Source organism: Streptomyces sp. BBFR102 (assembly GCF_051397025.1).
In the GTDB taxonomy this organism is placed as follows: domain Bacteria; phylum Actinomycetota; class Actinomycetes; order Streptomycetales; family Streptomycetaceae; genus Streptomyces.
Genome location: NZ_CP195757.1, coordinates 2,074,222 through 2,088,876 on the forward strand (window position 1 = coordinate 2,074,222; position 14,655 = coordinate 2,088,876).

Annotated in this window: 13 protein-coding genes; 5 read left to right on the forward strand and 8 right to left on the reverse strand. The window is 72.8% G+C overall.

The features are described 5' to 3' along the window. Positions 1-16: 16 nt before the first annotated feature. The 4 genes from ACSLIC_RS09235 to ACSLIC_RS09250 all read right to left on the reverse strand — a co-directional run bounded on the left by ACSLIC_RS09235 (position 17) and on the right by ACSLIC_RS09250 (position 4,331). Complete coding sequence (locus ACSLIC_RS09235; RefSeq protein ID WP_436737212.1) at positions 17-1,144, reverse strand: GuaB3 family IMP dehydrogenase-related protein; 1,128 nt, start codon at positions 1,142-1,144, stop codon at positions 17-19. Between the two features lie 102 nt (positions 1,145-1,246). Beyond that, positions 1,247-2,755, reverse strand: coding sequence for an IMP dehydrogenase (gene guaB / locus ACSLIC_RS09240; protein WP_436737213.1), 1,509 nt, complete (start codon positions 2,753-2,755; stop codon positions 1,247-1,249). Positions 2,756-2,891: 136 nt separating this feature from the next. Then, entirely contained in the window at positions 2,892-3,467 is a 576-nt protein-coding gene (locus tag ACSLIC_RS09245; RefSeq protein ID WP_436737214.1) for a sigma-70 family RNA polymerase sigma factor, read from the reverse strand. 252 nt (positions 3,468-3,719) lie between these two features. Continuing rightward, the gene (locus ACSLIC_RS09250; protein WP_003948568.1) at positions 3,720-4,331 is read right to left on the reverse strand and encodes a response regulator transcription factor; all 612 of its coding nucleotides are present in this window, start codon (positions 4,329-4,331) and stop codon (positions 3,720-3,722) included. A 443-nt stretch (positions 4,332-4,774) separates the two neighbouring features. Here ACSLIC_RS09250 and ACSLIC_RS09255 point away from each other — a divergent pair, with 443 nt between their 5' ends. Further along, positions 4,775-5,119, forward strand: coding sequence for a WhiB family transcriptional regulator (locus tag ACSLIC_RS09255; RefSeq protein WP_436737215.1), 345 nt, complete (start codon positions 4,775-4,777; stop codon positions 5,117-5,119). Between the two features lie 670 nt (positions 5,120-5,789). Here ACSLIC_RS09255 and ACSLIC_RS09260 read toward each other — a convergent pair. Further along, a complete protein-coding gene (locus tag ACSLIC_RS09260; RefSeq protein ID WP_436737216.1) occupies positions 5,790-6,686 on the reverse strand; it encodes a LysR family transcriptional regulator in 897 nt (298 codons plus the stop codon). A 138-nt stretch (positions 6,687-6,824) separates the two neighbouring features. On the opposite strand from ACSLIC_RS09260, the gene ACSLIC_RS09265 reads away from it, so the two are divergent. Further along, complete coding sequence (locus tag ACSLIC_RS09265; RefSeq protein WP_436737217.1) at positions 6,825-7,637, forward strand: SDR family NAD(P)-dependent oxidoreductase; 813 nt, start codon at positions 6,825-6,827, stop codon at positions 7,635-7,637. Between the two features lie 79 nt (positions 7,638-7,716). Here the strand turns inward: ACSLIC_RS09265 and groL are convergent, their stop codons facing one another. The 3 genes from groL to ACSLIC_RS09280 all read right to left on the reverse strand — a co-directional run bounded on the left by groL (position 7,717) and on the right by ACSLIC_RS09280 (position 11,195). Further along, positions 7,717-9,339 carry a chaperonin GroEL gene (gene groL, locus ACSLIC_RS09270; protein WP_003948572.1) on the reverse strand — a complete coding sequence of 541 codons (1,623 nt, stop codon included), beginning with the start codon at positions 9,337-9,339 and terminating at the stop codon, positions 7,717-7,719. Between the two features lie 157 nt (positions 9,340-9,496). Further along, complete coding sequence (gene groES / locus ACSLIC_RS09275) at positions 9,497-9,805, reverse strand: co-chaperone GroES (protein WP_003948573.1); 309 nt, start codon at positions 9,803-9,805, stop codon at positions 9,497-9,499. 451 nt (positions 9,806-10,256) lie between these two features. Beyond that, positions 10,257-11,195, reverse strand: coding sequence for a polysaccharide deacetylase family protein (locus ACSLIC_RS09280; RefSeq protein WP_436737218.1), 939 nt, complete (start codon positions 11,193-11,195; stop codon positions 10,257-10,259). Positions 11,196-11,297: 102 nt separating this feature from the next. Between ACSLIC_RS09280 and ACSLIC_RS09285 the strand changes: the two genes are divergently transcribed. From ACSLIC_RS09285 to ACSLIC_RS09295, 3 genes are all read left to right on the forward strand, one after another. Beyond that, entirely contained in the window at positions 11,298-12,503 is a 1,206-nt protein-coding gene (locus ACSLIC_RS09285; RefSeq protein WP_436737219.1) for a class I SAM-dependent methyltransferase, read from the forward strand. 124 nt (positions 12,504-12,627) lie between these two features. After that, positions 12,628-13,275: a helix-turn-helix domain-containing protein gene (locus tag ACSLIC_RS09290; protein WP_436737220.1), complete on the forward strand. Its 648-nt coding sequence runs from the start codon at positions 12,628-12,630 to the stop codon at positions 13,273-13,275. Continuing rightward, positions 13,272-14,636 (forward strand): MFS transporter, encoded by a 1,365-nt coding sequence (locus tag ACSLIC_RS09295; protein WP_436737221.1) that lies wholly within the window; start codon positions 13,272-13,274, stop codon positions 14,634-14,636. The genes ACSLIC_RS09290 and ACSLIC_RS09295 overlap by 4 nt, the downstream gene beginning before the upstream one ends. Positions 14,637-14,655 lie beyond the last annotated feature (19 nt).

Genomic DNA, 14,655 nt, shown 5'->3' on the forward strand with positions numbered 1-14,655 from the left:
GCGAGGACCGTGCGGGTCAGCGCTTGTGGTGCGAGTCCCCGACGGTGACCTCGACGCGCTGGAACTCCTTCAGTTCGCTGTAGCCGGTGGTCGCCATCGACCGGCGGAGCGCGCCGAACATGTTCATCGAGCCGTCGGGGTTGTGGGACGGCCCGGTGAGGATCTCCTCGGTGGTGCCGACCATGCCGAGGTCGACCAGCTTGCCGCGCGGCACGTCCTCGTGGACGGCCTCCATGCCCCAGTGGTGCCCCTTGCCGGGCGCGTCGGTGGCGCGGGCCAGCGGGGAGCCCATCATCACGGCGTCGGCGCCGCAGGCGATGGCCTTCGGCAGGTCGCCGGACCAGCCGACGCCGCCGTCGGCGATGACGTGCACGTACCGGCCGCCGGACTCGTCGAGGTAGTCGCGGCGGGCGGCGGCCACGTCGGCGACGGCGGTGGCCATCGGGACCTGGATGCCCAGCACGTTGCGGGTGGTGTGGGCGGCGCCGCCACCGAAGCCGACCAGTACACCGGCGGCACCGGTGCGCATCAGGTGCAGCGCGGCGGTGTACGTGGCGCAGCCGCCGACGATGACCGGGACGTCCAGCTCGTAGATGAACTGCTTGAGGTTGAGCGGCTCGGCGGCCCCGGAGACGTGCTCGGCGGAGACGGTGGTGCCGCGGATGACGAAGATGTCGACCCCGGCGTCCACGACGGCCTTGGAGAACTGGGCGGTGCGCTGCGGGGAGAGCGCGGCGGCGGTGACGACGCCCGCGTCGCGGACCTCCTTGATCCGGCGGCCGATCAGCTCCTCCTGGATCGGCGCCTCGTAGATCTCCTGGAGGCGGCGGGTGGCCCGCTCCTCGTCCAGCTCCTCGGCGATCTCGTCGAGCAGCGGCTGCGGGTCCTCGTAGCGGGTCCAGAGCCCTTCGAGGTTGAGCACGCCGAGGCCGCCGAGCTGCCCGACGCGGATCGCCGTCTCGGGGGAGACGATGGAGTCCATGGGGGCGGCGAGGAAGGGAAGCTCGAAGCGGTAGGCGTCGATCTGCCAGGCGATCGAGACCTCCTTCGGGTCGCGGGTGCGGCGACTCGGGACGACGGCGATGTCGTCGAATGCGTACGCCCTCCGGCCGCGCTTGCCGCGCCCGATCTCGATCTCAGTCACTGGGTGGCCTTTCCTGTGGGTCTCAAGTCCATCAGTATCCCCCGCCCGCACGCCGAAGGGGCGGCCCGGTGTACCGGGCCGCCCCTTCGACCTTGCGGCGGGTCAGCGCTTGGCGGCGTAGTTCGGCGCCTCGACCGTCATCTGGATGTCGTGCGGGTGGCTCTCCTTGAGCCCCGCCGAGGTGATCCGGACGAACCGGCCGCGCTGCTGCAACTCGGGGACGGTGGGACCGCCGACGTAGAACATCGACTGGCGCAGACCGCCGACGAGCTGGTGCACGACCTGCGCGAGCGGGCCGCGGTAGGGCACCTGGCCCTCGATGCCCTCGGGGACCAGCTTCTCGTCGGAGGCGACGCCCTCCTGGAAGTACCGGTCCTTGGAGAACGACTTGCGGTCGCCCCGGGTCTGCATCGCGCCGAGCGAGCCCATGCCGCGGTACGACTTGAACTGCTTGCCGTTGATGAAGAGCAGCTCGCCGGGCGACTCCTCGCAGCCGGCCAGCAGCGAGCCGAGCATCACCGTGTCGGCGCCGGCGACCAGGGCCTTGGCGATGTCGCCGGAGTACTGGAGCCCGCCGTCGCCGATGACCGGGACGCCGGCCGCCTGGGCGGCGAGGGACGCCTCGTAGATCGCGGTGACCTGCGGGACGCCGATGCCGGCGACGACGCGGGTGGTGCAGATGGAGCCCGGGCCGACCCCGACCTTGACGCCGTCGGCGCCGGAGTCGATGAGCATCTGGGCGCCGTCGCGGGTGGCGATGTTGCCGCCGATGACGTCGACGCCGGAGCTGTTGGACTTGATCTTGGCGACCATGTCGCCGACCAGGCGGGAGTGGCCGTGCGCGGTGTCGACCACGATGAAGTCGACGCCGGCGCCGATCAGCGCCTGGGCGCGCTCGAAGGCGTCGCCCGCCACGCCGACGGCGGCGCCGACCAGCAGGCGGCCCTCGGAGTCCTTCGCGGCGTTCGGGTACTTCTCCGCCTTGACGAAGTCCTTGACGGTGATGAGGCCCTTGAGGACGCCCTCGTCGTCGACGAGCGGCAGCTTCTCGATCTTGTGGCGGCGCAGCAGCCCCATGGCGTCCACGCCGGAGATGCCGACCTTGCCGGTGACCAGCGGCATCGGCGTCATGACCTCGCGCACCTGGCGCGTGCGGTCCGACTCGAAGGCCATGTCGCGGTTGGTGACGATGCCGAGCAGGCGGCCGGAGCCGTCGACGACCGGCACGCCGCTGATGCGGAACTTGGCGCAGATCGCGTCGGCCTCGCCGAGGGTGGCGTCGGGGTGCACCGTGATCGGGTCGGTGACCATGCCCGACTCGGAGCGCTTGACGAGGTCGACCTGGTTGGCCTGGTCCTCGATGGAGAGGTTGCGGTGCAGGACACCGGCGCCGCCCTGGCGGGCCATGGCGATGGCCATCCGCGCCTCGGTGACCTTGTCCATCGCGGCGGAGAGCAGCGGGACGTTCACCTTGACGTTCTTGGACAGGCGTGAAGTGGTGTCGATCTGGTCGGGTGCCATGTCCGACGCGCCCGGCAGCAGCAGCACGTCGTCGTAGGTCAGCCCGAGTGTCGCGAATTTCTCGGGCACTCCGTCGACGTTTGCAGTCATGACACCTTCCCCAAATGGCCTTGATCGGTGCGGATGTCCATGGTAACGGGATTCCGCCCACTCCCATTCCACTCCGGAGAGATGAGCGGGATGCCTCCGGACACATGTGTCCGACGTCTCCCCGCCTGCCGCCCGGCTACTGCTCCGCCAGCGCCCGCAGCCGACTCAGCGCCCGGTGCTGGGCGACCCGGACCGCGCCCGGGGACATCCCCAGCATCTGGCCGGTCTCCTCGGCGGTGAGGCCGACGGCGATGCGCAGGAGCAGCAGCTCGCGCTGGTTCTGCGGGAGGTTGGCGAGGAGCTGCTTGGCCCAGGCGGCGTCGCTGCTGAGCAGGGCGCGCTCCTCGGGGCCGAGCGAGTCGTCCGGCCGCTCGGGCATCTCGTCGGAGGGGACGGCGGTCGAGCCGGGGTGGCGCATCGCGGCGCGCTGGAGGTCGGCGACCTTGTGTCCGGCGATGGCGAAGACGAACGCCTCGAAGGGGCGCCCGGTGTCCTTGTAGCGCGGCAGGGCGAGGAGGACGGCGACGCAGACCTCCTGCGCGAGGTCCTCCACGAAGTGGCGGGCGTCCCCCGGCAGCCGGGAGAGGCGGGTACGGCAGTACCGCAGCGCCAACGGGTGGACGTGCGCGAGCAGATCGTGGGTGGCTTGCTCGTCACCCTCCACCGCACGATGGACGAGGCCGCCGATCGCCGTCGTCTCATCGCCACGCATCGGTCCATGGTGCCTTGGCGCCGAACGATCCGGGACATCGCGTCCCTCGTTGTGCACCGAAGCGTTATGAGCAGGTGCGCCGGACCTCATCGACTGCGCCCTCCCCTGCCGCTCGACCGACTCGTTCCCGAGGAACTCCACCCCTCAAGGATGCGGCATCGGCGCGCGAACCGGCGCGAGCCCTCCTGGCGAGGCGGAGAAACGGGGGTGTGCGCCCCGTCCGCCGGGTGGCGGACGGGGAGGACGGGCAGGTCAGCGGACCAGGCCCCAGCGGAACCCGAGGGCCACGGCGTGCGCGCGGTCGGAGGCGCCGAGCTTCTTGAACAGGCGCCGGGCGTGTGTCTTCACGGTGTCCTCGGAGAGGAACAGCTCGCGGCCGATCTCGGCGTTGGAACGGCCGTGGCTCATCCCCTCCAGCACCTGGATCTCGCGCGCCGTGAGCGTGGGCGCGGCGCCCATCTCGGCGGAGCGCAGACGGCGCGGGGCCAGGCGCCAGGTCGGGTCGGCGAGCGCCTGGGTGACCGTGGCCCGCAGCTCGGCCCGGGAGGCGTCCTTGTGGAGGTAGCCGCGGGCGCCGGCCGCCACCGCGAGAGCGACCCCGTCGAGGTCCTCGGCGACGGTGAGCATGATGATGCGGGCACCCGGGTCGGCCGAGAGCAGCCGCCGGACGGTCTCCACACCGCCGAGTCCGGGCATCCGGACGTCCATGAGAATCAGGTCGGAGCGGTCGGCGCCCCAGCGGCGGAGGACTTCCTCGCCGTTGGCCGCAGTCGTCACACGCTCGACGCCGGGCACGGTCGCGACCGCCCGGCGGAGTGCCTCTCGGGCAAGCGGGGAGTCGTCGCAGACGAGGACGGATGTCATACCCGCCCTCCCGAGCTGATGCGCGTCACTTTGAGCCTCCAGGCTGGTACGTAATCGTCACCTGCGCGATCGACGCCGTCGGACATCTGCCCGACCGCTTTTTCCTTCAATCGCCTAGCCCTCTCAACGATGGTCACCCGAAAGAGTTACGGGGTCACCGACCGCATTCGGCACTCTACGTGAGGAGCCGAACACGGGCCGGCGGTGGCACGGCCGCCACGGTGAGCCGTACTCCATGAACTCTGCTATGCCCCATTTAGCGCCTCTTCTTCCCTTTTGGCAGTGTCTGCGGCTAGATTCGCAATGAGTCATATTTTCATCTTCTAGGACCATAGATGTCGGTCTTCGAGAGTGAGCACCCCGGACGCACCCGCCCGGCGCCCGCCCCTCGACCCAGGGCCGTCCACGTCAGCACGGCCGACACTGCTACGACGGGACCAGTAATGGCTGATTTCTCCCGCCTTCCCGGACCGAACGCCGACCTGTGGGACTGGCAGCTGCTAGCCGCCTGCCGAGGCGTCGACAGCTCCCTCTTCTTCCACCCCGAAGGCGAACGGGGAGCGGCCCGCAGCGCCCGCGAGACCTCCGCCAAGGAGGTCTGCATGCGCTGCCCCGTCCGCGCGGAGTGCGCGGCCCACGCACTCGCCGTCCGCGAGCCCTACGGCGTCTGGGGCGGCCTCACCGAGGACGAACGCGAGGAACTGATGGGGCGTGCCCGGACCCGTCTGACCCCGGCGGGCGCGGCGCCGGCCGCCGTTTCCGCCCCGCCCGAGCCCGGCCTGCCGTGATCTCTCGAAGGAACGTTTCCCCATGCGGTGATCCGCACCCGTGCCATGCCCTGTGACAGGGCTCCGACCGGGGCGCGGGACGGCGCGGTGGCCTGCCGGGGGTGCGGGGTGGGCTCGGCGCGCCCCGGAAGGGGACCGGTGGGCGCCGGGTCGGCACGCTGGTCGGCCACCGGGCGTCCGGGGTGCGGGCCCGTCGCCGTACGAGACGGGCGGGCGGTGCGGGGCCGGGCTTCGGGCCGTGCCGACGGCGGTGCGCGCCCCGGCCGGGGCGCCGGGGCCCGTTGCCTGCCGAGGGCCGGTCGCACGCCGGGCCGCCGCCTCCCGCCCCAGCCCCGCTCGGCTGACCGGCGGCGTCCCCGGCCGCCCCGCTTCATCGGCGCCCGGAGTACCGGCCGGGTCGGTCGCTGACCAGGCTCGATGCCGGCGGATGGGGACGCCGCGCCCCCTTCGCCCTATGGGGCGCACCGGTACCGGGGCCGGACCGCTCGGGGGCGTGTCCGGGTCGCCCGGACGCTGACGCCGTCAGCGCTGTCCGCCGGTCCCGGCAGAGGTGTCGAGGGCGGCGGTGCCGGGAGGGAAGCGCCGGGCGTGGGCTGTTCCCCGCCGCGCGCCGGGACTTTCGTCGGCCGCGCCGGGACAAAGGCCCCGGCGCGGCTCGGCGACTCGCTCCTCACCGCCCCGCGGTCGCCGCCAGGTGGTCCAGAGTCGCCGCCACCGCCGGGACCTGGGCGAGGTCGGGGAGGGTCAGGGCGACGATCTCGCGTTCCACGGCGGGCTCGACGGTGATGCTGCGGACGCCCTTGGGGCGCAGGGACTCCAGGGCCAGGGCGGGGAGCACGGCTACGCCGAGGCCGGCCGCGACGAGGCCGAGGACCGCCGGGTAGTCGTCGGTGGCGAAGTCGATCCGGGGGGTGAAGCCCTCGGTCTCGCAGACCTCGACCAGTTGCCTGCGGCAGCGGGGGCAGCCGGCGATCCACGGGTCGGCGGCCAGTTCGCCGATGCCGGCCGATTCGGCGTCGGCGAGGCGGTGGCCCTCCGGGACCAGGCCGACCAGGCGGTCGGCGAGGAGCGGGCGGACCACCAGGTCGTCCCACTCGTCGGGGGCGGCGGCGCCCGCGTACCGGAAGGCGAGGGCGATGTCGCAGTCGCCGGCCCGCAGCAGTTCGGCGGAGCGCGGCGGCTCGGCCTCCTCCAGCGAGACGCGGGTGCCGGGGTGGGCCGCGCGCAGGGCGGCGAGGGCGGCCGGAACCAGGGTGGAGCTGCCGCTCGGGAAGGAGACCAGGCGGACCCGGCCGGCCCGCAGCCCGGCGATGGCGGCCACCTCCTCCTCGGCGGCGGTGAGTCCGGCGAGGATGCCCGCGGCGTGCCGGGTCAGCGCCTCACCCGCCTGGGTGAGGCGCATCTCGCGGCCGGTGCGGATGAGCAGCGGGGTCCCGGCGGAACTCTCCAGGGCCTTCATCTGCTGGCTGACGGCGGGCTGGGTACAGCCCAGTTCGCGGGCGGCGGCCGAGAAGGAGCCGGTGGCGGCGACGGCGCGCAGGACGCGCAGGTGGCGTGCCTCGATCATGGGTCGAGCATAAGCGAGGCTTGGGGGCGACCGGAGATATATGCGCCGGGCTTTGACCCGGGGTGCCCGGGCCGTCCGCGCGGGTGGCCCGCACCCCACCCCTGCACGGCACTGATCACCAACTCGTAGCCTGGCCCCATGACTACGGCTCTGATTACGGGATCGACCGCGGGCATCGGCGCCGCCTTCGCCCGGCGGCTCGCCGCCTCCGGCACCGACGGGAGCGGGGCGGACCGGGGCCACGGCGCCGGGCACCACCTCGTCCTGGTGGCCCGGGACCGGGAGCGGCTGCGGCGGCAGGCGACCGAGCTCCACGACCGGCACGGCGTGGAGGTGGAGGTGCTGCCGGCGGACCTCTCCACCGACGAGGGGATCGGCGCCGTCGAGACCCGCCTGGCCGACCGCACCCACCCCGTCGACCTGCTCGTCAACAACGCGGGGTTCGGCAACAAGGGCGAGTACCTGGAAGTACCGCTCGCCGACGAGCTCAGGATGCTGAAGGTGCACTGCGAGGCGGTGCTGCGGCTCACCACCGCCGCCACCTCCTCGATGCGCGAGCGGGGGCGGGGCGGCGTCGTCAACGTCGCCTCGGTCGCCGCCTTCGTGCCGCGCGGCACCTACGGCGCGTCCAAGGCGTGGGTGGTGCAGTTCACCCAGGGCGCCGCGCACGACCTGGCCGGTTCGGGGGTGCGGCTGATGGCGCTCTGCCCGGGGTTCGTGCGGACCGAGTTCCACCAGCGGGCCGAGATGGGCACCGACAACATCCCGGGGTGGATGTGGCTCGACGCGGACAGGCTGGTGGCCGCCGCCCTCACCGACCTGGCCCGGGGCCGTACGGTCTCCGTCCCGGACCCGCGCTACAAGGCGCTGATGGGTCTGGTGAAGCTGAGCCCGCGCGCCCTGCTGACCGGGATGACCTCGCGTACCGGCCGCAAGTACGGGCCGCAGTAGGCGCCGCCCGCCCCGCGCACGCCGGAGGCCCGGCTCCCCGCGACGGGGAGCCGGGCCTCGGCTGCGGAAGGGGTCAGCCTCAGTGGCTGTGCCCGTGGCCGTGACCGGCCTCGGGCTCCTCCTCGGCCGGCTTCTCGACGACCAGGGTCTCGGTCGTCAGGAGCAGGGAGGCGATGGAGGCCGCGTTCTCCAGGGCGGAGCGGGTGACCTTGACCGGGTCGATGACGCCGGCCTTGACCAGGTCGCCGTACTCGCCGGTGGCCGCGTTGAAGCCCTGGCCCTTGTCCAGCTCCGCCACCTTGGTGGTGATGACGTAGCCCTCAAGGCCGGCGTTCTCGGCGATCCAGCGCAGCGGCTCGACGGCGGCGCGGCGGACGACCGCGACACCGGTGGCCTCGTCGCCGGTGCGGCCGAGGTTGTCGTCCAGGACCTTGACGGCGTGGACCAGCGCGGAGCCGCCACCGGAGACGATGCCCTCCTCGACCGCGGCGCGGGTCGCGGAGATGGCGTCCTCCAGACGGTGCTTGCGCTCCTTCAGCTCGACCTCGGTGGCCGCGCCGACACGGATCACGCAGACGCCGCCGGCCAGCTTGGCGAGGCGCTCCTGGAGCTTCTCGCGGTCCCAGTCCGAGTCGGTCGACTCGATCTCGGCCTTGATCTGGGCGACGCGGCCCTGGACGTCCTCGGCGTTGCCGCCGCCGTCCACGATGGTCGTGTCGTCCTTGGTGACGGTGACGCGGCGGGCGGTGCCCAGCACGTCCAGACCGGCCTGGTCGAGCTTGAGGCCGACCTCCTCGGCGATGACGGTGGCACCGGTGAGGGTGGCCATGTCGCCGAGCATCGCCTTGCGGCGGTCACCGAAGCCGGGCGCCTTGACGGCGACGGCGTTGAACGTGCCGCGGATCTTGTTGACCACCAGGGTCGACAGGGCCTCGCCCTCGACGTCCTCGGCGATGATCAGCAGCGGCTTGGAGCCACCCGCCTGGATGACCTTCTCCAGCAGCGGCAGCAGGTCCTGGATGGAACCGATCTTGCCCTGGTGGATCAGGATGTACGGGTCGTCGAGGACGGCCTCCATACGCTCCTGGTCGGTCACCATGTACGGGGACAGGTAGCCCTTGTCGAAGGCCATGCCCTCGGTGAAGTCCAGGTCGACACCGAAGGTGTTGGACTCCTCGACGGTGATGACACCGTCCTTGCCGACCTTGTCCATCGCCTCGGCGATGAGCTCGCCGACCTGCTTGTCCTGCGCGGAGAGCGCGGCGACGGCGGCGATGTCGGACTTGTCGTCGATCGGGCGCGCGGTGTCGAGCAGCTCGGCGGAGACGGCGGCGACCGCGGCGTCGATGCCCTTCTTCAGGGCGGCCGGGGAGGCGCCGGCGGCGACGTTGCGCAGGCCCTCGCGGACCAGCGCCTGGGCCAGCACGGTCGCGGTGGTGGTGCCGTCACCCGCGATGTCGTTGGTCTTGGTCGCCACCTCCTTGACGAGCTGGGCGCCGAGGTTCTCGTACGGGTCGTCGCACTCGACCTCACGGGCGATGGTGACACCGTCGTTGGTGATGGTCGGGGCGCCGAACTTCTTGTCGATGACGACGTTGCGGCCCTTGGGGCCGATGGTCACCTTGACGGTGTCGGCCAGCTGGTTCACGCCGCGCTCAAGGGCGCGACGGGCGTCCTCGTCGAACTTCAGAATCTTCGCCATGGGAGCTTTTCGAATCCTCTCGGAGCGGCCTGCCGCCGCGCTCTCGAAATGAAACGCGCCCCTCGCCACCCGGCAAACACTCGCGGGGGCCAGGGGCGCGCTTCAGGAAAAAGGTGGAGTCTGCCGTCCGGGCTCACGCCCGGGCGCCTCCGGCCTGCTACTTCTCGATGATGGCGAGAACGTCGCGGGCCGAGAGGACGAGGTACTCCTCGCCGTTGTACTTGACCTCGGTGCCGCCGTACTTGCTGTACAGAACGACGTCGCCGGTCTTGACGTCGAGCGGCAGGCGCTCGCCGTTCTCGAAGCGGCCCGGGCCCACCGCGAGGACGACGCCCTCCTGGGGCTTCTCCTTCGCGGTGTCCGGAATGACCAGGCCCGAAGCCGTGGTCTGCTCGGCGTCGAGCGGCTGGACCACAATGCGGTCCTCAAGCGGCTTGATGGCAACCTTGGAGCTGGCGGTCGTCACGATCCGACCTCCCCCTTCGGAGATCACGGGGTTAACTGATCTGAGTGTGGCGACCAGGTCGATCCGTCGTCGCGGGTGCCGGACCTGCCCGTCGCTGTGTTGGCACTCTCCTGCGGGGAGTGCCAGGGCTGAGACTATGACCGCAATTAGCACTCGGTCAAGCGGAGTGCCAATGCGCGCGGCGCGCGCTGCTCTCCCGCACTCCTCGCTGGGCTGCCGCCCAGCCCCTGCCACCCCGGGCCAACTCCCACCGACCCAGCCGAAAACCAGCCCACCCGGCACTTGAGGCCATCGATGACCGGCACGGTCGGACGCGCCCGCACCAAAACCCAGCCCGGCCGGCGCTTGAGGCCATCGGTGACCGGCACAGTCGGACGCGTCCGCACCAAAACCCAGCCCGGCCGGGCTGAAGGGCGGCCTCAAGCGCCGGCCGGGCCGAGGTTGGCCGGGCTCAGATGTAATCCTCCAGCCGGGCCACGGCATACCCCTTGGAGGTGATCACCTCCATCGCCTGGCGAACCATGTCCACCATGGACCCGCCCCACTCCCCGGCCCCCCGGAAGTGCGTGAGCACGATGTCCCCGGGGTGCAGATCCCGATCCCATTCGCGGTAGTCGACCCGGTCGGCGAACGCCTCGGCGTTCCACAGCGGGACCGCCTCGATGCCGCAGGACTTGGCCGCCTTGAGGGTGTCCTGGTTGTAGTTGCCGTACGGAGGGCGGAAGAGGCGGGGCCGCTTGCCGTACTGCTTCTCGACGACGTCCTGCATGCCGCAGATCTGATGGCGCTGCTCCTCGTAGGAGAGGCCGGGCAGGTAGGGGTGGTCGAGGGTGTGGTTGTGGAGGGCGGCGCCCTGCTTCCGCATGGCGCGGAAGTAGCCGTAGTCCTCGCTGACCAGGTAGTCGCTGAGGAACGCCGAGTAGGGGATGTCGAGTTCCTTCATCATGCGCAGGAACTCGGGGTCCTTCTCGGCGCCGTCGTCGATGGTCAGGAAGACGACGCGCTCCTTGACGGGGACGGTGGTGAAGACGTGCGGCAGGTTCTCCTGCCCCTCGACCTCGAAGCCGTCGCGCGTGCTGAGGACGGGTTTGACCTCGGGCGGGGCGGGTGCGGCGAGCGGGATCTGCGCGAGACCCCACTTGCGGGTGGCGGCGGCGACGGCGGCCCGCTTCTTGGCGAGCCGCTCGACCCTGGTCTCGGGGGCGGGCCCCTGCCGGCCGGCCTCCACGGGCCCGTCGGACCCGCTCTCCTGGCCCAGGGCGCACCCGGAGAGCAGTGCGGCGGCGGCGAGTCCGGCGGCGAGGAGCCGGGCGGTGCGGGTGCGGCGCGGCCGGCCGCCGGGGCGGAGCCTCCGTCCACCCGATTTTTCATTTTGTCGTACTTGTTCCATGAATCCGCATCCTGGCAGCGCGGACCACCCCTGCCGTCCCGACACCGCGAGGGGCGCCCCCCGGTCCACCGAGTGGCCGACAGGGGCCGGGAGAATGGCCGGGTGACCGAACTGGACTCCTTCACCGCCCTGCTCACCCCCGAGGGCCGCGCCCTGCTCGACACCGTCGCCGGGCACGATCCGGCCGACGAACTGGCCACCGCGACCCGGCTGCGCCGCGACCACCCCGCGCCGCTGGTCTCGGCCGCGCTCGGCCAGGCCCGGCTGCGGCAGCGGGCGGCGGCCAAGTTCGGCGCGGACGCGGCCCGGATGTTCTTCACCCCGCACGGAGTGGAGCAGGCGACCCGTACCGAGGTCGCGGCACACCGCGCGGCCCGGATCGCGGCGCTCGGCGCCCGCACCGTCGCCGACCTGTGCTGCGGGATCGGCGGCGACGCCATCGCGCTGGCGCGGGCCGGGGTGCGGGTGCTCGCGGTGGACCGGGACCCGGTGACGGTGGCCGTGGCGCGGGCCAACGCCGAGGCGCTGGGCCTGGACGGGCTGATCGAGGTCCGGGAGGGGGAGGTCGCCGAGGTGGACACGTCGGGCTGCGAGGCGGTCTTCGTCGACCCCGCGCGCCGGGGCGGGCGCGGCGGCCGGGTCTTCGACCCCGAGGCGTACTCCCCACCGCTCTCCTGGGCCGTCGAGGCGGCGTCGCGCGCCCCGGTGGCGGCCCTGAAGATCGCGCCGGGCGTGCCGCGCGAGGCGATCCCGCCGCAGGCCGAGGCCGAGTGGATCTCGTACGGCGGGGACGTGAAGGAGGCCGTGCTGTGGTTCGGCGGCACGCGCGCACCCGAGGGCGTACGCCCCGTACCCGGCTCGGTGCGCGCCACCCTGCTGCCCGCCGGCGACCGGCTCTGGAGCCCGAAGCCGCCGCCGGACGTTCCGGCGGGTCCGGTCGGCCGCTACCTCTACGAGCCGGACGGGGCCGTGATCCGCGCACACCAGGTCGCGGAGGTGGCCGAGCGGGTCGGCGGTCACCTGATCGACGAGACGATCGCCTACGTCACCTCGGACACCCTGCGCCCGACACCGTTCGCCGCCGCGTACGAGATCAGCGACGTGCTGCCGTTCAACCTGAAACGGCTGAAGGCGCTGCTGCGGGAGCGCGAGGTCGGGGTGCTGACCGTGAAGAAGCGGGGTTCGGCGGTGGAGCCGGAGGAGGTCAGGCGCCGGATGAAACTGCGGGGGCCGAACGCGGCCACGGTCTTCCTGACCCGGGTGGCGGGGGCCCCGACGATGCTGGTCGGCGGCCCTGCGAAGAGCTGACGCCACTCCCGCCCGACCACTTCAACTCCCCTCCACACAACCAGACTTAGAGCCTCCACATTTTCCCAAAGAAATTCTGCAAAAGTTCTTTTGCCAACCCGCCGGTCCGGCCTACGCTCCCTCCATGCCCGAACAGTCCTCCTCCCGCATCGACCTCACCCACAACCCGGCCGCCCTCAAAGCCCTCACCCACCCCCTGCGGGTCCGGCTGCTCGGCCTGCTGCGCGCCGACGGTCCGGCCACCGCCAGCGAGCTGGCCGCCACCACCGGCGAGAACTCCGCCTCCACCAGCTACCACCTGCGGGTCCTGGCCCGGCACGGCTTCGTCTCCGAGGCCCCGGCCCGCGACGCCCGCGAACGCCGCTGGCAGGCCGCCCACGCGCTGACCACCTGGGACAACGAGGCGCTGCTCGACCAGCCCGGCGCCGAGGTCTTCCTCGCCACCACCCGCCGCCAGCAGGTGGACCACCTGTCCCGCACCCTGGACCGCCACGAGGCCGACCTCGCCGCCGGCCGGCTGGACCCCGCCTGGCGGGCCGCCGCCCACCTCGACGACTACGGGCTGCGCCTGACCCCGGCCTCGGCCGCCGCGCTGTGCCGGGAGTTCGCCGCCCGCTCAGCCGAACTGGCCGCCCGCGACGCCCAGCACCCCGAGGCCGTCCGGGTCGTCGTGGTCACGGCCGCGCTCCCGGTGGCCGACGACCCGAACCCCACCCGTACCGAGGACCCCGCCGCGGCCGGCCCCGTCCAGGACGGAGAAGAAGCCCCGTGACCGCACCGGCCCCCGCCCCGCACCTCCTCGACCCGGAGACGGCCCGCCGCCGCTACGCGACCGTCAGCGCCCTCTTCTGGTTCCCCATCGGCCTCTACGTCCCCTCGCTGGTGCTGATCCTCGGCGAGCGGGGCCTCGCGCTCGCCGCCGTCGCCGCCGTACTCAGTACGCAGGGGCTGACGGTGGCCCTGCTCGAACTGCCCACCGGCGGTCTCTCCGACGTGCTGGGCCGCAGGGTGGTGCTGGCCGCCGGTGGCGTCCTCTCCTTCGTCGGACTGCTCCTGCTCGCCCTCGGCACCGTCCCCTGGGTGCTCATCGCCGGCGTGGTCCTCATGGGCGCCTCCCGGGCGCTCGCCTCGGGCCCGGCCGAAGCCTGGTACGTCGACATGGCGCAGGCCCACTCGGGCCCGGACGCCGAGCTGCGCACCGGCCTGTCGTGGGGCAGCTCCGCGATGGGCGCCTCGCTGGCGGTCGCCACCCTGCTCGGCGGCCTGCTCCCGTGGCTCTTCGCCGACTCCGGGATCGCCGAGGCCACCGGCGGCACGGTCCTGCCGCTCTCGCTGCCCGGCCTGCTCAGCGCCGCCCTGGTGCTCTGCTACCTCGCCTACGTCCTGCTCCGGCTCCCCGAGCCGCCGCGCGCCCCCAGCACGCTGCGCTCGGTCCTCGGGAGCGTCCCGGGCACCATCGTCTCCGGCGTCCGCCTCGCCACCGGCGAGCGCGTCGTCCGCAAGGTCGTCCTCACCACCGCCGCCGTCGGCGCGGCCCTCGGCGCCATCGAACTCCTCACGCCGGGCCGGGCCGCCGCGATCACCGGCGCCTTGGAGTCGGGCGCGGTGGTCTACGCCGGGCTCGCCACCGCCGGTTTCGCCAGCTCCTCGCTGGGCGCCCGGCTCGCCCCGCTCCTCGCCCGCCTCGCCGGGGGCAGCGGCCGGGCCGTCCTCTGCGCGCTCGGCGGGATGGCGTGCGGCCTGGCCCTGCTCGGGATCTCGGCGCCGGGCGCGGACCAGTCCGCCTCCGCCCCGGCCGTCGTCACCGGCGTCCTCGGCTACGTCCTGGTCTACCTCTGCCTCGGCGCGGCCGGCCCCAACGAGAACGCTCTGCTCCACCACCGTGTGGCCAGCTCCGCCCGCGCCACCGCCCTCTCCGTGCAGTCCCTCGCCCTCCAGGCCGTGGCCTCCCTCGGCGGCCTGGGCGCGGGTCTGCTGCCGCTGGGCCCGCTGCCCCTGCTGCTGACGGCGGCCGTGGTGGGTGCGGGTGCCCTGATGTGGGTACGCGCGGTACCGGACGGACCACGACCCGGTCATCCGGATGGCGCCGACGCACTCGCGGCGCCCGCCGCCAGCGGCGAACCTGGTCGCTGAGCGGTCGGCCGGCCGGGAG

What these genes read in the sequence shown, in the direction of transcription:
- guaB (WP_436737213.1), bottom strand. Translation starts at nt 2,755, where the DNA reads ATGACTGCAAACGTCGACGGAGTGCCCGAGAAATTCGCGACACTCGGG.
- ACSLIC_RS09245 (WP_436737214.1), bottom strand. Translation starts at nt 3,467, where the DNA reads ATGCGTGGCGATGAGACGACGGCGATCGGCGGCCTCGTCCATCGTGCG.
- ACSLIC_RS09250 (WP_003948568.1), bottom strand. Translation starts at nt 4,331, where the DNA reads ATGACATCCGTCCTCGTCTGCGACGACTCCCCGCTTGCCCGAGAGGCA.
- ACSLIC_RS09255 (WP_436737215.1), top strand. Translation starts at nt 4,775, where the DNA reads ATGGCTGATTTCTCCCGCCTTCCCGGACCGAACGCCGACCTGTGGGAC.
- ACSLIC_RS09260 (WP_436737216.1), bottom strand. Translation starts at nt 6,686, where the DNA reads ATGATCGAGGCACGCCACCTGCGCGTCCTGCGCGCCGTCGCCGCCACC.
- ACSLIC_RS09265 (WP_436737217.1), top strand. Translation starts at nt 6,825, where the DNA reads ATGACTACGGCTCTGATTACGGGATCGACCGCGGGCATCGGCGCCGCC.
- groL (WP_003948572.1), bottom strand. Translation starts at nt 9,339, where the DNA reads ATGGCGAAGATTCTGAAGTTCGACGAGGACGCCCGTCGCGCCCTTGAG.
- ACSLIC_RS09280 (WP_436737218.1), bottom strand. Translation starts at nt 11,195, where the DNA reads ATGGAACAAGTACGACAAAATGAAAAATCGGGTGGACGGAGGCTCCGC.
- ACSLIC_RS09290 (WP_436737220.1), top strand. Translation starts at nt 12,628, where the DNA reads ATGCCCGAACAGTCCTCCTCCCGCATCGACCTCACCCACAACCCGGCC.